The 22,859-nt window shown below is 53.6% G+C and carries 16 protein-coding genes; 12 read left to right on the top strand and 4 right to left on the bottom strand.

What is annotated here, in order from left to right; genetic code table 11:
- Positions 1–76 precede the first annotated feature (76 nt).
- Complete coding sequence (locus RG807_RS04380) at positions 77–1,189, bottom strand: branched-chain amino acid ABC transporter substrate-binding protein (RefSeq protein ID WP_309043789.1); 1,113 nt, start codon at positions 1,187–1,189, stop codon at positions 77–79.
- Between the two features lie 334 nt (positions 1,190–1,523).
- Between RG807_RS04380 and RG807_RS04375 the strand changes: the two genes are divergently transcribed.
- The gene (locus RG807_RS04375; RefSeq protein WP_309043788.1) at positions 1,524–2,018 is read left to right on the top strand and encodes a MarR family winged helix-turn-helix transcriptional regulator; all 495 of its coding nucleotides are present in this window, start codon (positions 1,524–1,526) and stop codon (positions 2,016–2,018) included.
- Between the two features lie 19 nt (positions 2,019–2,037).
- On the opposite strand, the gene lon is transcribed toward RG807_RS04375, so the two are convergent.
- Complete coding sequence (gene lon, locus RG807_RS04370) at positions 2,038–4,488, bottom strand: endopeptidase La (RefSeq protein ID WP_309043787.1); 2,451 nt, start codon at positions 4,486–4,488, stop codon at positions 2,038–2,040.
- Positions 4,489–4,652: 164 nt separating this feature from the next.
- On the opposite strand from lon, the gene trxA reads away from it, so the two are divergent.
- The 3 genes from trxA to RG807_RS04355 all read left to right on the top strand — a co-directional run bounded on the left by trxA (position 4,653) and on the right by RG807_RS04355 (position 8,712).
- The gene (trxA, locus tag RG807_RS04365; RefSeq protein ID WP_309043786.1) at positions 4,653–5,516 is read left to right on the top strand and encodes a thioredoxin; all 864 of its coding nucleotides are present in this window, start codon (positions 4,653–4,655) and stop codon (positions 5,514–5,516) included.
- A 387-nt stretch (positions 5,517–5,903) separates the two neighbouring features.
- A complete protein-coding gene (locus RG807_RS04360; protein ID WP_309043785.1) occupies positions 5,904–6,794 on the top strand; it encodes a LuxR C-terminal-related transcriptional regulator in 891 nt (296 codons plus the stop codon).
- 361 nt (positions 6,795–7,155) lie between these two features.
- Complete coding sequence (locus RG807_RS04355; RefSeq protein ID WP_309043784.1) at positions 7,156–8,712, top strand: hypothetical protein; 1,557 nt, start codon at positions 7,156–7,158, stop codon at positions 8,710–8,712.
- A 45-nt stretch (positions 8,713–8,757) separates the two neighbouring features.
- Here RG807_RS04355 and RG807_RS04350 read toward each other — a convergent pair whose 3' ends face one another.
- Positions 8,758–10,122 (bottom strand): KamA family radical SAM protein, encoded by a 1,365-nt coding sequence (locus RG807_RS04350; RefSeq protein WP_309043783.1) that lies wholly within the window; start codon positions 10,120–10,122, stop codon positions 8,758–8,760.
- A 652-nt stretch (positions 10,123–10,774) separates the two neighbouring features.
- On the opposite strand from RG807_RS04350, the gene aceE reads away from it, so the two are divergent.
- The 8 genes from aceE (at position 10,775) to astB (ending at position 22,157) form a co-directional block, all read left to right on the top strand.
- The gene (gene aceE, locus RG807_RS04345; protein WP_309043782.1) at positions 10,775–13,438 is read left to right on the top strand and encodes a pyruvate dehydrogenase (acetyl-transferring), homodimeric type; all 2,664 of its coding nucleotides are present in this window, start codon (positions 10,775–10,777) and stop codon (positions 13,436–13,438) included.
- Between the two features lie 10 nt (positions 13,439–13,448).
- Positions 13,449–15,107 carry a dihydrolipoyllysine-residue acetyltransferase gene (gene aceF / locus RG807_RS04340; protein ID WP_309043781.1) on the top strand — a complete coding sequence of 553 codons (1,659 nt, stop codon included), beginning with the start codon at positions 13,449–13,451 and terminating at the stop codon, positions 15,105–15,107.
- Positions 15,108–15,284: 177 nt separating this feature from the next.
- Positions 15,285–15,806, top strand: coding sequence for a DUF2478 domain-containing protein (locus RG807_RS04335; RefSeq protein ID WP_309043780.1), 522 nt, complete (start codon positions 15,285–15,287; stop codon positions 15,804–15,806).
- 122 nt (positions 15,807–15,928) lie between these two features.
- The gene (locus tag RG807_RS04330) at positions 15,929–17,143 is read left to right on the top strand and encodes an aspartate aminotransferase family protein (RefSeq protein WP_298449197.1); all 1,215 of its coding nucleotides are present in this window, start codon (positions 15,929–15,931) and stop codon (positions 17,141–17,143) included.
- 8 nt (positions 17,144–17,151) lie between these two features.
- The gene (locus RG807_RS04325; protein WP_309043779.1) at positions 17,152–18,192 is read left to right on the top strand and encodes an arginine N-succinyltransferase; all 1,041 of its coding nucleotides are present in this window, start codon (positions 17,152–17,154) and stop codon (positions 18,190–18,192) included.
- Positions 18,186–19,250 carry an arginine N-succinyltransferase gene (gene astA, locus RG807_RS04320; RefSeq protein WP_298449193.1) on the top strand — a complete coding sequence of 355 codons (1,065 nt, stop codon included), beginning with the start codon at positions 18,186–18,188 and terminating at the stop codon, positions 19,248–19,250. Before RG807_RS04325 ends, astA begins: the two co-directional genes overlap by 7 nt.
- A 35-nt stretch (positions 19,251–19,285) precedes the next feature.
- Positions 19,286–20,764, top strand: a complete 1,479-nt coding sequence (gene astD / locus RG807_RS04315) for a succinylglutamate-semialdehyde dehydrogenase (RefSeq protein WP_309043778.1) — start codon at positions 19,286–19,288, stop codon at positions 20,762–20,764.
- 52 nt (positions 20,765–20,816) lie between these two features.
- Complete coding sequence (gene astB / locus RG807_RS04310; RefSeq protein WP_309043777.1) at positions 20,817–22,157, top strand: N-succinylarginine dihydrolase; 1,341 nt, start codon at positions 20,817–20,819, stop codon at positions 22,155–22,157.
- A gap of 30 nt (positions 22,158–22,187) precedes the next feature.
- On the opposite strand, the gene RG807_RS04305 is transcribed toward astB, so the two are convergent.
- A complete protein-coding gene (locus RG807_RS04305; protein WP_298449187.1) occupies positions 22,188–22,826 on the bottom strand; it encodes a TetR/AcrR family transcriptional regulator in 639 nt (212 codons plus the stop codon).
- Between the last annotated feature and the right edge of the window lie 33 nt (positions 22,827–22,859).

The raw sequence follows: 22,859 nt of genomic DNA, 5'->3' as shown, positions 1-22,859 counted from the left end.
GGGAGCCTAGAAAAACACCTTCTCCCGGATCGCGGTGAGAAGGTGCTCTTTGATTACCGTTTAGTAACGATCTGGCTTAGTTTACCGGAGTTTTGCTGCCATCTGAATGCCATTCGTACACAACAAACTCGAATGACTTCATATCGCCGGCTTTGTCGTACTGCACAGTGCCGATTGGCGTTTCAAAGCTGCCACTGCGAAGTGCGGCTGCAACGTCGAATGCATCCTTGGATTTCGCAGCTTCAATGCCTTGGGCGACCAGCTGAACAGCGGCGTAGGATGTCAGTACGAACGGGCCTGAAGGGTCTTCACCTTTGGCTTCGAATGCCTTAACCAGTTCCTTGTTCTCGGCCTTTTCGTCAAAGCTGGGCGGCAGAGTGACCAGTAGCCCTTCTGCGGCTTCGCCGGCAATGGTGTTGATGTCTTTGTTACCAACGCCCTCAGGGCCCATAAACTTGGCTTTCAGGTCTGCCTGACGTGCCTGGCGCAGGATCAGGCCCAGCTCAGGGTGGTAGCCGCCAAAGTACACATAGTCCACGTCGGCTTGCTTGAGTTTGGTCACCAGAGAGGAGAAGTCTTTGTCGCCAGCTGTAACACCTTCAAACATGGCAACTTCGATGCCTTTGTCTTTAAGGGTGTCACGTACTGCGGTAGCAATACCTTCACCGTACTGTTGTTTATCGTGAATGACTGCAACCCGTTTCGGGTTCTGGCTGGCGATGTAGTTGCCGGCAACCGGGCCTTGCATGCTATCGAGGCCGATGGTGCGGAATACCAGCTCATAACCGCGCTCGGTGATTTCCGGGCTGGTTGATGCAGGCGTGATCATCAGGATGCCTTCGTCCTCATAAATGTCAGACGCAGGCTGGGTTGAACTTGAGCAAAGGTGGCCGATGACATATTTTACGCCATCATTTACCAGCCGGTTAGCAACAGTAACGGCTTGCTTGGGGTCACACACGTCGTCGTATTCTACTGCGACGAGCTTCTCGCCCATTACGCCACCAGCGGCGTTGATTTGTGCAATCGCCATGCGGGCACCGGAGAACTGCATATCGCCATACTGGGCAACGGGGCCGGTTACGGGGCCGGCGATACCAATCTGGATGTCTGCAGCTGCGTAGCCTGCGCCCATAAGTGCAACGGAAGTGCTAACGGCGGTTACAAGTTTTTTTAGTGAAGTTGTCATTGAGTCTGTCCTGTTAGGTTCAGGGTTATTCTTATGTTCTCAGAAAGCTAAACAAACACTACACATCCTGCCTTGTCAAGCTAGCCCGAGGCTTCGGTGATCATTTAACATTTCCCGGTCAACATTCCGGTAATGTAGAGATGATCTGTGAGTGCCAGTGTGCGGAAGCTTTCGTCGTCACGCAACTGTTCAAGGCTCACATCAAAAAAGTATTGCGCGGAGCGGGGCTAAAAGGAAGCAGGTGTATGTATTTACTTGCATTCAGGAGTGCGAAGACCTCTAATAGTTAGTGGTGTAAACAGTGGCCGGCAGGCCTAATTGGAGCAGTAATACAGTGCAGAATTATGAGCATGTTCTGGTCGCACTCCGGCGAGTTATCCGGGCAACAGATCTTCATTCCAAACGACTCAGCAAAAATGCCGGGCTTACAGGGCCGCAACTCCTGATTATGCGGACCATCCGCGATCTGGGTGAGGTCACGATTGGCACCATTGCCGACAAGGTAAGTCTGAGCCAGGCAACAGTCACCACCATTCTTGATCGTCTTGAGCACCGGCAGTTGGTGTATCGCGTTCGCAGTACGCAAGACAAGCGCAAAGTTCATGCGCATCTGACAGAAAGCGGTGCAGACTTGCTTTCTCGCGCCCCCAACCCCCTGCAAGAAGACTTTATTCAGAGATTCCAGAGCCTTCATGAATGGGAACAGAATATGATTCTGGCCTCTATTCAGCGGGTCGCCAACATGATGGATGCGGACGACATTGACGCCTCACCCGTACTGGACGTAGGCCCCGTGCTGAAGGACGATGGTTGGAAAGAAAAGGCCTGAGCCTTTTCTTTCCTTGGGCTCAATGCACCACTGAGCCGGTTTTGGGTTTGTTTCCAAAGCACACCTGGAACACATCGTTATAGTGGCGAGCAAAGTTAACGGTGAGGCCCTCTTTCAGGTAATCCGGTAGTTCCTCATAATCGCCGCGGTTTGCTTCCGGTAGAATCAGGTTGCTGATCTTCTGGCGGCGAGCCGCAATGACTTTCTCGCGAATACCTCCCACGGGGAGCACCTGCCCCGTTAGTGTCAGCTCTCCCGTCATCGCTGTGTTTTGCTGAGGTGCTTCCCGGCGGGCGATGGAAAGCAGGGCGGTTGCCATGGTGACGCCGGCACTGGGGCCGTCTTTAGGTGTTGCGCCCTCTGGCACATGGAGGTGCACGAAAGATTTGTCGAAAAATGCAGGGTCGCCCTTAAACCGCTTCAGATTCGAGGCAACGTAACTGTAGGCAATCTCAGCGGATTCCTTCATGACATCACCAAGTTGGCCTGTCAGCTTGAAGCCACGCTGGCTGCTATGAATTCGTGACGCCTCAATGCTCAACGTTGCGCCGCCCATGGATGTCCAGGCCAATCCTGTGACCACTCCAATCCCTTTCAGGGCTTTTTCTTTCCGGAACGCAGGCTGGCCCAAATACTCTTGCAAGTCCGATATGCCTACCTTTATTGGTTCGTCCGGGGATTCGAGCAGTTTTACTATGCCTTTGCGCATGACTTTGTGAAGCATTTTTTCCAGGTTCCGCACGCCTGCTTCCCGGGCATAGCCTTCGATAATTTGGCGGATGGCGGCATCAGTAAGGTTGAACTGCTTTTTGAGCAGTTTGGCTCGCTTCAGCAAGCGCGGCAGCAGGTGATGTTTGGCAATTGCCAGCTTTTCCTCGGTGATGTATCCGGACAGGCGAATAACATCCATCCGGTCCAGCAGCGGCCGGGGAATGGTGTCGAGCTGGTTGGCTGTGCAAATGAACAGAACCTTGGACAAGTCCATGCGCACATCCAGATAGTGATCCAGAAACTCCTTATTCTGTTCCGGGTCCAGGGTTTCCAGCAGCGCCGAAGCCGGGTCGCCCTGGTAGGACGCGCCAATCTTGTCGATCTCGTCGAGCATGATGACCGGGTTGGCGACTTCGGTATCTTTCAATGCTTGCACGAACTTGCCCGGCATGGCGCCAATGTAGGTGCGCCTGTGGCCTTTGATCTCGGCTTCATCGCGCATGCCGCCAACACTGAACCGATAGAACTTGCGCCCAAGCGCATCGGCCACTGAATGGCCGATGGATGTCTTACCTACGCCCGGTGGGCCAACAAGCAGCAGGATAGAACCGCTGACTTCACCCTTGAAAGTGCCCTCGGCCAGAAACTCGATGATCCGGTTTTTTACATCATCAAGGCCATCGTGGTCCCGGTTCAGAATGCCGCGGGCTTTCGCCAGGTCAAACTGATCCTCGGAATGCTGGCCCCAGGGAACCTGGGTCAGCCAGTCCAGATAGTTGCGGGTAACGCCATACTCCGGCGAACCCTGTTCCAGTATTTGCAGCTTTTGCAGTTCTTCGTCAAAGCGTTCTTGAACAGCCTCAGGTGGATCAAGTTCTGCCATGCGGGCTTCGAAGCGTTCCGCATCTGCTGTCTTGTCGTCTTTCGACACGCCCAGTTCGCGCTGGATCACTTTGAGCTGTTCTTTCAGGAAGAAGTCCCGCTGGTGCTTCTGCACTTTCTCGTTCACTTCTTCGCTGATTTCGGTCTGGAGGCGTGCAACCTCAAGCTCCTTACGCATCAACAACAGTACTTTTTCCATACGCCGGAGCAAGGGAACCGTGTCCAGAATGCCCTGTAGCTCCAAGCCGGGTGCGCTGGTCATGGATGCACCGAAGTCGGTCAGTGGCGAGCTGTCTTCCGGGCCAAAACGGGAGAGGTACTGTTTTACTTCCTCGCCGTATAACGGGTTGGTTCGTAGCAGTTCTTTGATGGCGCTGATGATGGCGAGGGTGTAGGCCTTGGTTTCATCCGCATCTTCCTCGGGCTCCTGAGGGTATTCAACCTCCACCAGATACGGTGGTTTGCGCCGCAGCCACTGCACTATCCGGAACCGTTGCAGGCCTTGGGCGATAAACTGCACATTCCCGTCTTTGTTTTGTGCATGATGAACTCGCACGGCGCAGCCAATCGTGGCTAACTCGCTGCTCTCGGGTATGCTCTGTCCGGGCTGGTGATCATCGACGTAACAGATGCCGAGCATTTTGTGGTCGGTTTCGGCTACGCGCTTGAGGGTCTCCTGCCATGGAGTTTGATTGACCACGACAGGTTGTACCTGGGCCGGGAAGAATGGCCTGTTTGATACCGGCAGCACATACATCCGTTTGGGTAAAGATTGCTCCGGTAGTGCCAGCTCTTTGCTGTGCTCGTTTTTGCCAATGTACTCGGTGATGTCTTCCTCGAAATCTTCCAGAGAGTCTTTGTCATTATCGTGATTCATGCTGCTAGTGCTTCCTGATATGAGGAGTGTCTAGTCACTAACTAGAGTCTAAAGTTGTATTTTCAAGCTCAGGGGCACTCAAGCCTTGGTCTGCCACTCTTGAATTTCGGCCCTATGGCCCCATCTACGCTTTAACCAATATACGAACATTTCAGGTGCCCTACATGAGCAGCTCTCCCCATATTTTTGAAGCCACCATGGAAAACTTTCAGCAGGAGGTTATGGAGGCTTCCTCAACCACACCTGTGCTTGTAGATGTGTGGGCCGAATGGTGTGCGCCCTGTAAGCAGCTAATGCCCTTGCTGGAAAAACTGGCTATTGAATACCAGGGCGCTTTTCGGCTTGCGAAAGTGAACGCGGACCAACAGGAACAGCTCACCTCCAGCCTGGGTGTGCGCAGCTTGCCAACGATTATTCTGGTCAAAGATGGGCAGGCAGTTGACGGGTTTAACGGGGCTTTGCCCGAGAGTGAAATCCGTAAGGTGCTTGAAAAGCACATTGAACTTCCCGATGAGGACCCATACGAAAAGGCCCATCGCCTATGGGGCGAAGGCGATGTCGACGGCGCCATGGAAATCCTTTCTGAAATGAACCAGAAAGACCCCGAAAACCTGAAAGTGCTGATCGACCTTGCCCAGCTGAAAGCCGAAAGCGGTGATATCGAGACCGCTGAGCAGGTACTCGAAAGCCTTCCGCCTGAAGAAAAACTTCAGCACCAGGCAAAGCAGCTGGCGGCCAGAATAAAGTTTCTGAAACAGTCTGCGGAGCTACCGCCAGTGAAGGATTTGGAAATGGCGCTGGAGCAGGATCCGAAAGATCCTAATGCGTTGCACCTGTTGGCGCTTCACCATGTACTGCAGGAAAAAAATGCGGAAGCGATGGAGCTGCTCATCAAGCTTATGCAGGTGGATAGTAAATACAAAGACGAGGTGGCCAAAACAACCCTGGTTGAGCTGTTTGAGAAGCTCGGAAATGGCAACCCGGATGTGCGGACCTACCGGCGTAAGCTTTATACACTGATGCACTGATTCCATCCTTTAGCGGGCTATCCATCCTGGGGATGGCCCGTTTTCCTCTACATATTGTTGAGTTTCTTCTATAGTTTGGTTTCTGGAAGCAGGTAATGTGCTCCAATAAAAAAAACCAAACAAATGGGAGAGCCGGTGGAGGATCAATCACTTCATAGGGCATTAAAACCTCAAGATATCCTGCCAGATGAATCCGGGCTAATTCGCTGCCTGTATGAGTCGTTACAGCACCAAGCCGGCTTCCATGATTTTTTAGCAAAACTGACTTCTGCTGTTAACGGGTGCGCAGCCCAGCTTTCCTTTATAAGAAAAAGCCCCAGAGCCATAGAGCACATATGGCAAGCTGGTTTATCCGATGAGTTCTTGGGCTGGTACCTGGATAACAACATGATTGCCCACGATGCGGTTACTAATCATGCTATTACACAGCAACCAGGGCTCTTCAGCGCAGCTTTACCTCTATTGGCAAACGGACCGCCTGGTGATGATTACGATCGGTGGGAATCCGACCAGAGCATGCTCGATTCTGCGTGGCTGGTGATTGATGTTTCCGACACGCACATCGCCCTTCTGACCGTGCAGCGCACTATTGCTCAGGGTGCCTATGTGCCTGCAGAGCTTGCGGCTATGGATCGACTTGTGCCATTCATACGGCAAACGGTGGGATTGGCTAAAACGTTTCACCAACACCCCAGCACCGAGCAGTCGCTTTCTGCAATTGCCGAGCTAATTCCTGAAGCCGCTTTTGTACTGAATAATCGTGGGTTATTAGTGATTACCAATCAGCGTGGCGAGCAGCTCCTAACGAGAAACGCGGGGCTTTCGGTTCGGCATCAGCGCTTTTCTTTCCCATCTGAAAGCACACAAAAAACGTTCCTGCGCAGCATTACGCGGGCCTCATCTGCAACTGCTGAGAACGGTATTACCTGCCAGGAAACGCTGGTCATTAACCATGGTTCAGCTTCCCCTTTGGTGATGACTATACGGCCTCTTGAGCACAGTGATCTTCTCACGGGTGGGGTGTTAGTGACGGTGGTTGATGCTGACACAAGAGCGTTTCCTGATGCTGCAGCAATTGCCGAATATTTTTCCCTGTCACCGGCAGAAGCCCAGGTTTGCGAGGATCTTGTTAAGGGGTGGAGCCTGAAAGAAATTGCCGAGCAGAGGCACAAAAGCGAGGCAACAGTTCGTAGTTATTTGAAACAGATCTTTCATAAAACCGGCTGGGCGCGACAAGGCCAGCTGATCAGTACAATTCTTTCGGCGTTGTTGCGTTAAAACGTCCCCAATTACCCTTATATGAGGGTAGTGGGCTGTTCCGAGCATTGCGTAAGCTGGTGACGCTGTTTCCCTTTTTACTGCACCGGCACGCAGAGTTGTTTGGAAACAAAGCTGCTTTTAGCTTTTGTTTCGAAGGGTAGTCCTGCGCACCTTTGAAGTTGCTGTTGCTTATTCGGAGTTATGACTAGTGACCAACTTCCCTCTTACGACTAAATCACGCTCTTTTATTCCTATTGTATTGTGCAGTTTGACACTAGCCGGCTGTGGCGGTGGTGGTGACGGCGATAGCGTAGGTGGGGGCGGTTCAAGCTCCGCCGGCTACACTTGGCCAGCGTCCCCTAAAAATCTGCAGATTGAGATGACTGTTCAGTCTGCGTCCGGCTCGGGAACAGACGTCGGAAAAATCATTCTGTTTGTGAAGCCATCATCCGCCGACCCATCAGGTTATGCTCCGGCGGGCTTTAACACTCGTGACATGCGAGTATTCGATGCGTCCGATTTTGACAGCTATAACTGGCAGCGCTCGGGCAGCTCAAACTATAAAATTGTTCTGGATTATGCAGGCAGCCAGGTGGTAGATACCTTCGTGTTGACGCCAAAAAGTGCAGGCGCTGGCACCTACACCGCATCGAATTATAGTGGAGGTAGTTCGGGTACCTACAAAATAATCGGCATGCCGTTGAGCGATGGCCCACGGATTACTCCTGGCTCTGACAATCAGGTTGCCGCATTCCCGGATAAGCTGGATAAAGACCAGATTTTGAATAATCAGTTCGCTGAGGGCACCACCATTGAGTGGCTGTTTGATAAGCAGGCCGGAGACCCTCAGTTTTATATGTTCAGCGCAAGCGGTGCTGCTGCCAATGAAAACGGCCTCTATTTGGGTCGTGTGGATGCTGCTGGTGTGAGTGTGGGACAGGTAAGGATTTCAGATAGCGATCTATCAAGTGCCAGCGCGAATAGAAGCATTTGGAGCAGTGCCGCTCAGAAGCCCTACAGCGGCGTCGAGGGAGCACAGCGCATTCGATACGACGAGGTTGACAGCACGTATACACTCACAATTGGCGGCACCAAGGTTTATACCGCTGATTCATCCGGGTTTCGGTTGGCATCGTCCAGTTATGACAACGGAGCAATAGGACGGAAATCAGTCAGTCACTTGACGGCAGGCCTTATATTTAATGCTGCAAAAGGCAAGCTTACATTAAAGAATGGAGCTGGCTCTGAGATCTGCTCTGCCTCTTTGGGTAATTCGAACAATATGCGCTATATGCCATTGAACTACTTCGGCTCTGGGTTTTGGGAGAGAACCGCTTCAGCAAAGGAGGATGGCACGGTTATTCTGGGGGATGATGGCTATATCTATGCCTTTAGCTTCAGTAGTGACGGTAAAGGACTGGTCAGTAAAATGAGCCAAGCTTGCAGTCTAGAGTGGTCGAAGCAGATTGATGTGCTGCGTGACAGCAATGAAATTGTCGCCTCCAGTCTGTTCCGAAAAGTAGATGACCAGCTCTATTTCAGTGTGCACGACAATATAGTGACAAATGGTGATCGTATGTCCCGTTACAGCGTTTATCGCGTGGACACGGATAGTGGCAATCTAACTGCGTTGATCGATAAGCGCTGGCGCTATGCGAATGATGTAAGAGCTGATATTTACGATGTTGCTACGGATGCAGAAGGCCGCTTACTGGTGGTTACCGCATCTGCATTACAGCGCCGTGATCCGGATACGTTTGAGATACTGTGGTCGGTTGATGTGGAGGGTCCCGGAGGCTTCCCGGATAGCATTGAGGCAGGGCAGGTATCGTTGGCGCCTTTGACTGCTCTGACTGATGGCTCAGTTGAGGTCGCGTCTATGTATGTATTCAGCGCGGCCAAGTTGGCGAGTCTGGATAAGAAAATCGGGCGTTGATTAAGGGCGGAGGCAGGTTTTAGCCTGCCTCCGCTTTGCCAAGCCTCAGCCATTCCCCTTCTTCATCGCCTCAAACTCATCCTCAAAGAAGAACTTCTCTTCCCCGAACGCAGGCTCCAGTTCATGCAGCCAGGTGGCCGTTTCGCTGTACTTGGCGAAGAACGGGCGCTGTACCCAGTCCGGGTTGCGGCCTTGCAGGAAGCGCAATACAAAGACTTTCTCGCCAGCAACTTCTGCTATGCCCTGAACTTCTACTTTTCCAGGGCCGGCGCTCATGCTGGGGCCGCGGGCGGTGCGGGCCAGGCCGCTGACTTTTTTCATGGCTTCGCGGTAAATCTGGAAGGCTTCGGCTAGCGGCACTTCAAAGTAGTTCTTGGCGCCAGTGTCCCTCTCTACAAACATGTAGTAGGGGATGATGCCCAGCTGCACTTCTTTCTTCCAGAGCTTGGCCCAGTCATCTGCATTGTCGTTAACGTGCTTGATCAGCGGGCCTTGTGCGCGGATTTCAGCACCGGTGGCTCGAATGCGGCGAATGGCCTCTTCGGCGATGTCGGTGGTGATTTCCTGCCAGTGATTGTAGTGGGCCATGATCGCAATGTGCTTGCCTGCATCCACAAGCTTGGCGAACAAATCGATCAGCTCATCTGCATCTTTGTCCGTCACAAAACGGTAAGGCCAGAAGGTTAAAGCCTTGGTGCCGATGCGGATTGTCTGGATGTGGTCAAACTCTGGCCGCAGTAAAGGCTCAAGGTATTGGGCCAAGCTCTTGGTTTTCATTACCATGGGGTCGCCACCGGTAACCAGAAGGTCCGATACTTCGGTGTGCTCTTGCAGGTAGCCGTGCAGCTTGTCTGCCTCGGTGCTGGACATCTTCAGGTCTTTGTCGCCCACAAACTGCGCCCAACGGAAGCAGAAGGTGCAATAAGAGTGGCAGGTCTGGCCCTGGGCCGGGAAGAAGAGCACGGTTTCACGGTATTTGTGCTGCACGCCGTCGAGCACTTCGCCTTCCAGCTCCGGCATGTTCATTTCCATCTGGCCAGCCGGGTGCGGGTTCAGGTCGTCGCGGATCTCTTTGGCTACCGCTTGAATCTCTTTCTTCTCCGCACCTTCCCGGTGCAGCTTGGCCATGCGGTCAAAGTGCTCGTCTTTCAGCATGCCCTTCTGCGGGAACACCAACTGATAAATGGGGTCGTTGGGTACCTTGTTCCAGTCAATCAGCTCGTTGATCACGTACTCGTTCACACGGAAGGGCAGCACGCTGGCTACTACCTTCATTTCAAACAGGGTCTCTTCCGGAAGATTCTGGATGATCTCGATTTTGTCTAGCTGGCGGTCTGTATAAACCTTGAAGCGTCGTTCCTCGAATTCTGTTGTAGGAATCCGGTTTGGAAAAGTGACGATTGAGTTCATGGTTCGCCCTCAGTAATTAAAGGTATGAATTGTCAGGAGGGCAAAATAAACGCCGCTCCGGTGGTCAAAAAATGGGCAGGCGAGTATACATAAATTATTGTTTAGTTTCAGGTCTAATTAAAAGTGCGTAGAAGAAAATTCGGTTATTTTGTTTTTGTGATTCTAACTATCTGAAATATAAGCATATAAATATTATTTCGTGACAGGTTTGAATGTCCATATCGTTTAGCGTGGTAATGAAAGCTTGGGTGTTATCGCGACTAAGACGTTGGTCTGAGTCTGGTTGTTTGGTGCTCTTAAAAAAGGCATTATTGCGTAACTAATCGTAATTGTGATTGTGTTTGGCGTGTAGATTTCGCCTTTTGTTGGTGTTTACAGTAAATGCGTAGTAAAAATACTACGAATTTTGCATGCTGACCGAATAATACCTGGCTGGTTTTGCGCCACAGTCTGATCATCCAACAGGGGCGGGCAGTAAAAACAGAAAAGCTGTTCTATGCTTGATGGATGCAGTTAGTAACCTTGACCGGTGTGTCTACCGGCAAAAAATACATAACGAAGACGTTGCCGTTGTTGCAGTTAACTTGATACCGCATGCGCGGGTGCCGCGCTTGGCACTTGCAGCACTTTTGGATGCGAAGGGGGAGGTTTGATGTACCAGGATGATGATCCCATAGAGACGAGCGAATGGCTTGATGCACTTGAGTCGCTCATGGAGAACGAAGGCATAGAGCGGGTTAAGTACATTCTGGAGCGCCTTTCTGAGCGTGCCAGTCGTGATGGCACCGAGCTACCGTATTCAATTACTACACCGTTCCGAAATACTATTCCGGCAACCCAGGAAGCGCGGATGCCGGGCGACCTGTTTATGGAGCGCCGGATTCGGTCACTGATCCGCTGGAACGCTATGGCCATGGTTGTGCGTGCCAACAAGCGACCGGGCGATCTGGGCGGCCATATATCGACCTTCTCATCTGCAGCCACGCTCTACGACGTTGGCTTTAACTACTTTTTCCATGGTGGTGATGAAAAGCGCGAGTCCGACTTGATCTATTTTCAGGGTCACGCCTCGCCGGGCAACTACGCGCGGTCTTTTCTGGAAGGACGGTTTACAGAAGCGCAGCTTGATAAATATCGCGAGGAAGTGGACGGAGACGGCCTCTCCTCGTATCCGCACCCCTGGCTAATGCCGGATTACTGGCAGTTCCCCACCGTATCTATGGGGCTTGGGCCGATTCAGGCCATTTATCAGGCCCACGTGATGAAGTACCTGGATAGCCGCGAACTCGTGGAAATGGGTAATCGCAAGGTTTGGTGCTTTGTGGGTGATGGTGAGACTGACGAGCCGGAAACCCTGGGGTGTATCTCAAAAGCCGGTCGGGAAAATCTCGACAACCTGGTGTTCGTGGTGAACTGTAACCTGCAGCGCCTGGACGGTCCGGTACGTGGTAACGGTAAGATTATTCAAGAGCTTGAAGGCACTTTCCGGGGAGCTGGCTGGAACGTGATCAAGGTGGTTTGGGGTCGGGTTTGGGACACCTTGTTCGACCTCGACGAGCACGGCATTATGCAGCGAGCCATGGACGAGATTTGCGATGGTGACCTGCAGAACTTTACCCATAACGGTCCATCCCATACCCGCAAACACTTCTTCGGCAAGTACCCGCAATTGGCCAAGCTGGTAGAAGACTGGACGGACGAAGATATCAACAAGCTCAACCGGGGTGGTCACGACCCCTACAAAGTGTACGCCGCTTATCAGAAGGCGATGACCGAGGCGAACGGCAAGCCTACGGTTATTCTTGCGCACACGATTAAAGGTTATGGTTTTGGTGCGGCGGGCGAGTCTCAGAACACGGCCCATTCACTGAAGAAGCTGGATATTGAAACCCTCAAGTCATTCCGCGATCGCTTTGCAATTCCGCTGAAAGATGAAGAGCTGGAAGACGTACCCTATTACCGCCCAGCGCCAGACAGCCCCGAGCTGGTCTACATGAATAAGCGCAGGCAGGAACTGGGTGGCTTTTATCCCCGGCGCCGCAAGGATTGCCAGCCTCTTCAAATTCCTGATCTGGATATTTTCAAACAGGTTCTGGAAGGTTCGAGTGGCCGTGAAATCTCCACAACCATGGCGTTTGTTCGCCTGCTGGGAGCGCTCGTTAAAGATAAGCGTATTGGCAAGCGGATAGTGCCAATCGTGCCGGATGAGGCTCGTACCTTCGGTATGGAGGGCATGTTCCGTCAGCTGGGGATCTACACGTCTGAGGGGCAGAAGTATGTACCCCAGGACCGTGAACAGATCATGTATTACCGGGAGGACAAGAAAGGACAGATTCTTCAGGAAGGTATTAACGAAGGTGGTGCTATGGCCGCGTGGATGGCGGCTGCGACATCTTATAGCAACAACAACTTCCCGCTGATTCCGTTCTATGCGTTCTACTCCATGTTTGGTTTCCAGCGCGTGGGCGATCTGGCTTGGGCATCAGGCGACATGCAGGCGCGTGGTTTCCTTATTGGAGGCACCGCCGGGCGCACTACGCTGAATGGCGAAGGCTTGCAGCACCAGGATGGTCACAGCCATGTGCTGGCAAACACCATCCCCAACTGTAAAGCGTACGATCCGGCATTCGGGTATGAGATGGCCGTAGTGATTCACCACGGCATGAAGGAAATGTTTGAAGAGAATAAAAACGTTTTCTACTACATCACCATGGAAAACGAGAATTATGAGCAGCCGGCCATGCCCAAGGGCGTGGAAGACGACATTATCAAAGGCATGTACAAATTCGAATCCGTCGAAGTAAAAGGCGGCAAGAAAAAGCTGCGTGTACAGCTGCTGGGCGCCGGAGCCATTCTCAACGAAGTGCGAGCAGCTGCTCAGATGCTAAAAGACGATTGGGGTGTAGCCTCCGATGTCTGGAGCGTCACCAGCTTTAACGAACTTGCCCGAGACGGTCAACACGTTGAACGTTGGAACCTGCTGCACCCGGATGACAAGGTCCGTAAGGCTCACGTCACTCAGTGCCTGGAGAAACAGACAGGCCCTGTCGTATCGTCGACAGATTACGTCAAGCTGCACTCCGAGCAACTGAGGGCGTTCATCCCCAAAACATTCCTGACACTGGGTACAGATGGTTTTGGTCGCAGCGACACTCGCGAGAAGCTGAGAAGCTTCTTCGAGGTGGATCGTTATTACGTAACGGTAGCTGCTCTGTCGGCCTTGGCCAAAGATGGCGAGGTGAAGCAGGAGCAGGTTCTTGAAGCCATGCGCAAGTACGGTATCGATCGTAATAAAACGAACCCGGCGCACTGCTAAGGAGACCGTCATGAGCGAACAGGAAATCAAGGTTCCCGATCTTGGCGGGGCAGATGAAGTTGAGATAATCGAGATTCTGGTCAGTGTTGGCGATTCGGTGGAGGCGGAGGATTCGATACTGACCGTTGAAACCGATAAGGCCTCTGTAGATTTGCCATCCCCTGGTGCCGGTAAAATCACCAAGCTTTCCGTGAAGGTTGGGGACAAGGTGAAAGAAGGCGACGTGGTGGCAATGATGGACGCTGGCGGAGCTGCGGGTGGAGCTGACGATGAGCCGGAAGCGAAATCAGAAAGTGAGTCCAGTGCTGATTCTGATGAAAAGCCCGAACCTGAAAAGCCCAAGCCAGAACCGAAGAAAAAGTCTGGCGGCTCCCGCACGGAAACGGTGTTGGTTCCGCCTCTGGATGGCATGGAAGACGTGCCGGTTATCGAGGTCAACATATCCGAAGGCGACACCATTGAGGTAGATGCGTCTTTGGTAACGGTTGAGTCCGATAAGGCATCCATGGATATACCATCTCCATACGCCGGCAAGGTAGTGAAGGTTCTGGTGAATGAAGGAGACAAGTTGTCTGAGGGCGACAAGCTCCTGGAAATGACGGTCGCCGACGACAGCGACGAGGACGATGAGGATCAGAGCGAGACGGCTGCCGACTCTGGCCAGGAAGCAAAGCCTGAACCTGAAGCCGATGATAAGCCGTCGAAGGAGCCCGAGGCACAGCCCCAGAGCTCAACCTACGAGCCGCCTTCGCCGGGTTCCAGAGTTCATGCTGGCCCGGCCGTGCGCAAACTGGCTCGAGAGCTGGGTGCCGATATGGCTCGCATCAAAGGGTCTGGCCCCAAAAGCCGGATTCTGAAAGACGACGTGAACGACTATGTTAAAAGCCAGCTGCAACAGACTCAGCAAGGGAGTTCAGGCGCTGGTACGGGGTCTGGAATACCGGGCGTAAAGCTGCCAGATTTCAGCCAGTTCGGCGACATTGAGCGTGAGCCTATGTCGCGAATGATGGCGGTTACCGCGAGCAACATGCAGCGAAGCTGGCTGAACGTGCCCCACGTTACCCAGTTTGAGGATGCGGATATCTCCGATATGGAGGCATTCCGAAAAGCCCAGAAAGCGGCTGGTGAAAAGAGGGGCGTGAAGATGACGCCTTTGCCGTTTATTCTTAAGGCCTGTGCAACGGCATTGGCAGAGCTACCGCAATTCAACGTGTCTCTGGATTTGGAGCGCAAAGAGGTGGTTCGCAAGCAATACATTCATATTGGTATTGCTGTGGATACGCCCAACGGGCTGATGGTTCCGGTGATTCGCGATGTCGATCAGAAAGGCCTTTGGGAGTTGGCGGCGGAAAGTGCCGAGCTTGCCCAGAAAGCCCGTGACAGGAAGTTAAAGCCTGCAGAGATGCAGGGCGCTTGTTTCACTATTACAAGCTTGGGTGGAATCGGTGGTACGGCTTTCACGCCAATTGTGAATACGCCAGAGGTGGCGATTCTTGGGGTGTCCCGTGCTGCGATGAAGCCTGTGTGGGATGGAAGCGAGTTTCAGCCGAGGCTGATGCTACCGCTGTCGTTGTCTTACGATCACCGTGCGGTGAACGGGGCTGATGCGGCACGCTTTACCTCATTGCTTAGTCAGCTGCTTGGGGATATTCGTTCCCTTTTGCTGTGAAGCTAGCCAGACAGGCTTCCAGGCTATGAAATTTGGGGGCAGCAAAAGGCGGGCGTAACAAGCCCGCCTTTTGCGTTTTGGTATGGAGCCAGGCAGTCCAGAGTTACTGATCCAGAGCAACGAGCGTATTTTCAAACCCGCTAGACTTGTCATATTTAGTCAGCAGGTAACAAACGTATGAGCGCACAGCTGAATTTCGCGGCAATAATCTACGACAACGATGAGCAGGCAGTGGATAAATTGCTGCACAAGGTGGCAGCAACCCTGAGTCGGCGAGGCTATCGAGTTGCTGGTTTATCCATGGCATTGAATGAGCATGGGTTACGGCGAGAACCCATGGCGCTACAGGATCTGGAAACGGGTCAGGAGTATTCCATTGCCCAGAACCTTGGAAAAGAATCGCAATCCTGTTGCCTCGATCCCCGCGGGTTGGCAGATGCAACGAGCGTGATACGCGGATTGCTAGAGCAGCCACCCAAGCTGGCGGTTGTTAACCGGTTCGGCCAGCAGGAAATCGGCGGCAATGGGTTCCGCGCTGAATTTGTTCAGCTACTTGCTGCCGGCATTCCGGTATTAACGGTGGTGAAGCGGAAGTTCCTTTCTCAGTGGCATGATTTTGGTGGTGAAACCGCGGTTGACTTGCCGTTCTCCGAGGCGGCGGTGCTGCATTGGTGTGACGGAGTTTTAAGGGGGCAATAGCACCAGATGTGCTGATGCATTAAGTGGCGTAGTATAAGTGACTGATCCGCACACCTACTTACTTGCCTACGCCGGCAACTCTACTATTTTTATACGCTTAACTGCTTTTCCGAGAGAGATCTATGAACAAAGAACCTGTCAGCCGCGAACTGTTTGATGAAGTTATGGTACCCAACTACGCACCGGGCTCTATTATTCCCGTGCGAGGCGAGGGTTCCCGAATTTGGGATCAGGATGGCCGCGAGTTTATAGATCTTCAGGGTGGTATTGCCGTGAGTTGTCTCGGGCATTCGCACCCAGGGCTGGTGGGTGCCCTGGTGGAGCAGGCGGAGAAAATCTGGCACCTCTCTAACGTGATGACCAACGAGCCTGCTTTGCGTTTGGCTAAAACTCTGTGCGATCTCACATTTGCTGAGCGGGTGTTCTTTGCCAACTCCGGTGGTGAAGCCAACGAGGCGGCGTTCAAGCTGGCACGTCGTTATGGCTGGGAGCACACAGGCCCGGAGAAACACGAAATTATCTCTTTCAAGAACGCCTTCCACGGCCGTACCTTATTCACCGTGAGTGTTGGTGGGCAGGCAAAGTATCTGGAGGGATTTGAGCCTGCGCCGGGCGGCATCCACCACGCAGACTTTAACGATCTGGAATCCGTCAAGAAACTGATCTCCAAGGCAAAGACCTGTGCGGTGGTTGTGGAACCAATTCAGGGTGAGAGCGGAGTGGTTCCAGCTGACCCTGAATTCCTGGAAGGCCTGCGCAAGCTCTGTGATGACAACAGCGCTTTGTTGATTTTTGATGAGGTGCAGTCCGGGGTGGGCCGTACAGGTCATCTGTATGCATACGAGATGTATGGTGTGGTACCAGACATTCTTACCAGCGCCAAAGGCTTGGGCGGTGGTTTCCCGGTAGCCGCCATGCTGACCACTGCAAAAGTTGCAGCCAGTCTTGGCGTAGGCACCCATGGCAGCACCTATGGTGGCAATGCCCTGGCTTGCGCGGTTGCCCAAAAGGTTATCGATACCGTAAGCCAGCCCGAGATCCTCAAGGGTGTCAAGGCCCGTTCTGAGCACCTGCGTAAAGGCATGATGGATATTGGTGAGCGCTATGAACTCTTCAGTGAGGTTCGCGGTGCCGGGCTTTTGCTGGGTTGTGTGCTGACCGAAAAATGGAAAGGAAAGGCGAAGGAATTTCTCAACGCCGGCCTGGATGAAGGTGTGATGGTGTTGATTGCTGGCGCCGATGTTATTCGATTGGCACCTTCGCTGATCATTCCGGATACCGATATTGATGAAGCGCTTGAGCGCTTTGAAGCAGCGGTGAAGAAACTGACTGCCTAGGAGCTTTTATGTGGTTGGTACGTCCGGCACTACCCGATGACGTGAACCAGATACTGGAGATAGCCGGCGCGGCGGGTTCAGAAACCGCCCGTCTCTCATCCACGCTGCCCCGGCAGCGTGACGCGCTTGCCGAAAAAATAAAACACTCGCTAACTTCTCTCGCCGGTAAAACAATCTCTGGCGGCCCGTTGCCACGGTTTCTTTTCGTTCTGGAGGATACCGCCACAGGCAGGATCCATGGCACGGCGGGTATTGATGCTCGTGCAGGTAATGGTCAGCCGTTTTATAACTACCGCCGGGATGCATTGATTCATGCCTCCCACGAGCTAGGCATATCAAGCCGCGTAGACGTTCTCTACCCGAGTCACGGTCTGACCGATCACACATTGCTTTGCTCGTTTTCCATCACGCCTGAGTTGCGCAACACGGAAGCCTTTGAGCTCTTGTCCCGAGCCCGAATCCTGTTCATCGCCGAGCATCGCGACTGGTTTACCCAGCGGGTTGCTGTGGAAATTCAGGGCGTGCAGCACGAGGATGGCAGTGTGCCCTTCTGGGACAGTTTGGGGCGTCACTTTTTTAATATGGATTTTGAAACAGCGGACCAGCACTCGGGTGCGCTCAGTAAAACCTTTATTGCGGAGCTTATGCCGCCGCATCCTGTGTATGTCACTTTGCTTTCCGAGGCGGCGCAGGAGGCGTTAGGGCAGCCTCACGAACTGACTGTGCCAAACCTTGAGTTGTTGCAGAGAGAAGGTTTTCAGGCGGGCTGCTATCTGGACATTTTCGATGGTGGGCCGGTGCTGGAAGCGCGCACCGACGCCCTGCACACGCTGGTAACCAGTCAGCGCAAAGCCCTCCATGGCTCTGTGAATGATGCTGGCGATGGGAGCGGAGATCTTTGCCTTATTGCCGCGGGTGGTGGCGCTGGGTTCCGTTGTGCGCTTGCTCGTGCTGCCGGCACGCTTGAGGGTACCCTCAAGGTACCTGTGAAGGTCTGGGGTTTACTCGACAAGACTGCAGGTGATGAAGTGAGGGTAGCGCCATGCTAGTCATTCGACCACTTCAGCAAACTGATCTTGAAGATCTTTACGCCATGGCTCAGAAAGCGGGCAAGGGACTGACCTCGTTGCCGGCCGACCGGGACATGTTGCAGCGTAAAATCAACCAGGCACAGGAAACCTTCAATCAGCGTTGTGCACCGGAAGCGGGCCTGTACCTGTTTGCCCTGGAAGATACGGATACTGGCAAAGCGGTAGGGATCAGCGGTATTCAGGCCCGGGTGGGCCTGGATGAGGTGTTTTATAACTATCGGCTCAGCGTTACCGTAAACGCCTCCAAAGAGCTGGGTGTGCATGTGCGAACGCCAACACTGCACCTGTCAAACGACATGACAGACACCAGTGAGATCTGTTCCTTGCTGCTATCCAGCGATTACCACGGTGGCGGCAATGGTCTGCTTTTGTCCCGCTGTCGCTTCATGTTTCTTGATGAGTTTAGAAAGCACTTCTCTGAAAAAGTATTTGCGGAAATGCGCGGTGTGTCTGATGAGCAGGGCATGAGCCCGCTTTGGGACGCGCTGGGTAGTAAGTTCTTTGATATGGAATTCATAGAAGCCGACATGCTGTCCGGGCTTGGCAATAAGGCGTTTATTGCTGAGCTGATGCCCAAATACCCAATATACCTGCCTATGCTGCCGGATTCGGCACGGGCGGTTGTCGGCATGGTTCATGGTAATACGGCTCCGGCGCTTACCATGCTGAAAGCCGAAGGGTTTAACTTTAATGGCATGGTCGACATCTTTGATGGTGGCCCGGTGGTTGAGGCATTCGTGCACACCATTCGCACAGTTCGGGACAGTTTCAACCGCTATGCCTCTGTGACCCGAAAAGCCATAGATCTTGATGTGCCGGCGGATAAGCGGGTGATGATTTCCAATCGCTCGTTCCGTAACTTTCGGGTAACTACGGTGCCCGCCAGTTGCGTGGGTATAGACACAATCAGCCTTCCACCGGAAGTGGCAGAGGCCTTGCAGATAGAGTCGGGCGACCCGGTTCGGCTGGCCCCCCTTAAGGAAAGGACTCAGGCACCGGCCAAAGCCGCGAGCTAAAAACGTACAATTCCAGCAGCAGGAGAGTGAGTGATATGGCAAACCTGACCGGCGAACTGTTTATTGGTGGGCTTTGGCTTCAGGGCCATGGCCCCGCGTTCGAGTCTGTTCAGCCCGTTACCGGCAAGGCCGTATGGGAAGGTACTGGTGCCAGCCTGGCTGATGTGGATGCAGCCGTGCGCAGCGCGCGGGACGCCTTCCTGAAATGGCGGCGCAAGAGCTTTGCCGAGCGCCTTTCGGTTGTTGAGGCTTTTGCTGAATTGCTGGAAGCAAACAAGGAGGAGTTGGCCCACCAGATTGGCCTGGAAACCGGTAAACCCCTTTGGGAGTCCCGTACGGAAGTGGCTGCTATGGCCGGCAAGATCGGCATTTCGGTGAAAGCCTATAATGATCGCACCGGGCACACCGAATCGGATGTTGCGGGTGGCCATGCGGTGCTCCGTCATAAGCCCCACGGGGTGGTTGCGGTGTTTGGCCCTTACAACTTTCCCGGCCACCTTCCTAATGGCCATATTGTGCCGGCGCTATTAGCGGGCAATACGGTGGTATTCAAACCCAGTGAGTTGACGCCCGGCGTGGCGGAGTTGACGGTGAAACTGTGGGAGAAAGCTGGCTTGCCCGATGGTGTAATCAACCTGGTTCAGGGTGCTGCGGATACAGGCAAGTCGCTTGCGGGCCACCCTGCAATTGACGGCTTGTTCTTTACCGGTAGCTCAACGGTGGGACATAAGCTGCATGAGCAACTTGGAGGCCAGCCGGAGAAGATTCTTGCCCTGGAAATGGGTGGTAACAACGCGCTGATTGTACAGGATATTTCGAACATCGATGGCGCGGTCCATCACGCTCTGCAGTCGGCGTTTTTGTCTGCTGGACAGCGCTGCACTTGCGCCCGCAGATTGCTGGTTCCAAAGGGCACGAAGGGCGATGAGTTTCTGGATCGCCTTGTGGCGGTGTCTGCACGTATCCAGGTTGGAGAGTTTGATGATAAACCCCAACCGTTTATGGGCTCGGTGATTTCTGCACAGGCGGCAGAAAAACTTTTGGCTGCTCAGGCCAGCATGCTCGCAAAAGGCGGAATATCCCTGCTGGAGATGAAACAACTCAAACCAAACACTGGCCTTCTTTCTCCAGGCATTGTGGATGTAAGCGGGTTGGAGCTGCCGGATGAGGAGTTCTTCGGGCCGCTATTAACCGTCTATCGGTACAAGGGTTTCGATGATGCCCTGGAGCTGGCTAACAACACCCGTTATGGGCTTTCTGCCGGCTTGCTTTCGGACGACAGAAAGCTCTACGAGCGGTTGCTGGAAGAGGCAAGGGCGGGCATTGTTAACTGGAACCGCCCTTTGACCGGCGCCAGCAGTGCCGCACCTTTTGGTGGCGTAGGCGCCAGCGGAAATCATCGGGCCAGCGCCTATTACGCTGCAGATTACTGCGCCTGGCCTATGGCCTCTCTTGAAGCGGGCAAAAGCGAGGTGCCGGAAAGCTTGTCGCCGGGCCTTAACTTCGATTCCTGATTGGCAACGTTGAGCTTTATTCCCTGAATCCGAATGGACGGAATTCCCAGACATGGCAAAACATGCGGTAGAAGCAAACTTTGATGGCCTGGTTGGCCCAACCCACAATTATGCGGGCCTGTCTTGGGGCAACGTGGCATCGAAGTCCAATGTGAATGCGGTATCCAACCCCCGGGAGGCTGCGCTTCAGGGGTTGGCGAAAATGAAGCGCCTGTCGGACCGGGGCTACGTTCAGGGTGTATTGCCGCCCCATGAACGTCCTCATGTTCCCTCTCTCAAAGCGCTCGGGTTCAGCGGCACGGATGCGCAAATTCTGGCGCAGGCAGCCAAGTCCAGCCCGTCGATTATGGCGGCTGTGGCGTCAGCTTCGTCCATGTGGACAGCCAATGCAGCGACGGTTTCTCCCAGTGCCGATACAGACGACCACAGGGTGCACTTCACCCCCGCCAATTTGAGCGCCAAGTTCCATCGCTCCATTGAGCACAGGGTAACTGGCCGCATGCTCAAATCTATCTTTGCGGACGAGGGGTACTTTGCCCATCATCCGGCGCTGCCATCAGTCAGCCACTTTGGCGATGAAGGCGCAGCCAACCACACCCGGCTTTGCGGCGGGTATGGTGAACCGGGGGTGGAGCTGTTTGTGTATGGCCAGATTGCATTTAACGAGCAAGCACCGGCTCCGAAAAAATACCCGGCCCGGCAGACTCTTGAAGCCTCACAGGCAATCGCCCGTCTGCACGGCCTCAAAGATGGCCATCTGGTATTTGCCCAACAAAACCCTGCAGCCATTGATGCGGGTGTCTTTCATAACGATGTTATTGCGGTAGGTAATGGTAATACGCTCTTCTACCACGAGATGGCGTTTCTTGATGAACAGCGGGTGCTGTCAGATATTCGTGCTCGGTTGACTGGCGCTGAACTGGAGGCCGTTCGCGTAAGCAGCGGGGAAGTGCCGATTGCGGATGCAGTCGCGTCTTATCTTTTCAACAGCCAGTTGCTGAATACGCCCGATGGTATGTTGCTGGCGGTTCCGGGTGAGTGCAGGGAAGTGCCCTCTGTGAGCAAGTACCTGGATAAGCTGCTGGCCTCTGGCGGGCCGATTACCGCGGTGGAAGTGTTTGATGTGAAACAGTCCATGCGCAATGGCGGTGGCCCTGCTTGCCTGCGTTTGCGAGTGGTTCTGAATGACGACGAACTAAAGGCCATGCATCGGGGTGTGATTCTGACTGATGCGCTGTATGAGCGCCTGACAACCTGGGTTGAAGCCCACTACCGTAGCGAACTAAGCAGGGATGACCTGGCGGATCCCATGCTGCTGGAAGAAGTACGCAAAGCGCTGGATGAGCTGACCGGAATTCTGGGGCTGGGTTCTATTTACGATTTCCAGATGTAGCAGCCTCCCCCACTGGTCATAAAAGCATGGTCAGGGTGCGGCAATCGAAGCAGTCAGCATGTCCATAGTGTGCCGGATAAGGCTTTCGGCCGGGAAGATATCGCCACTTTCGCTGGCTTCGGATTGGCATAGCAAAAGCGCGCCGTGCAGTGCCCCGCGCAGATAGAGCGCGGTCTGCTCCGGGCTGTGGATACGTTGACGGCTCATGGTGCCATCTTTCAGCCCCAGTTCTATGGCCTCAGTCATAAGCGTCATCAGCTCTGTCTTTGAGCAAAGCATTTCTTTGGCTTGTGTTTCATCTGCCTCTGCCATGGCGGTGGAGGCTTTGGTAAGGGCAGAGAAATAATCTGGCTCATCCAGATAGAAGCGATAATAGGATTCCCCCATAGCGCGAATTTGCGCCAGCCCCGTATCGGCAGTCAGCCGTGCCTTTCTGAAGCGTTCATACAAACTATGCCCTGCACGCAGCATGATGCCCCGTTGAATTGCCGCCTTATCCTTGAAGTAAACATACAGTAAAGCCCGGCTCAGGCTTGCCGTGCGTGCAATGTCATCCATGGAGGTGCGTTCGTAGCCCTTCTCTGAAAAGACCCGTTCAGCGGCGTCCAGAATCGTGTCGTAGCGGGCCTGTTTCTCCCGTTCACGGCGTGTTTTCAGCGGTTCAGTCATCTGGCTCTCTCGTCAGGCTCTTTCAGCGGTTAA

Source organism: Marinobacter sediminicola, from assembly GCF_031157525.1.
Lineage (GTDB): Bacteria > Pseudomonadota > Gammaproteobacteria > Pseudomonadales > Oleiphilaceae > Marinobacter > Marinobacter sediminicola.
This window is presented reverse-complemented; position numbering and strand designations above follow the sequence as displayed.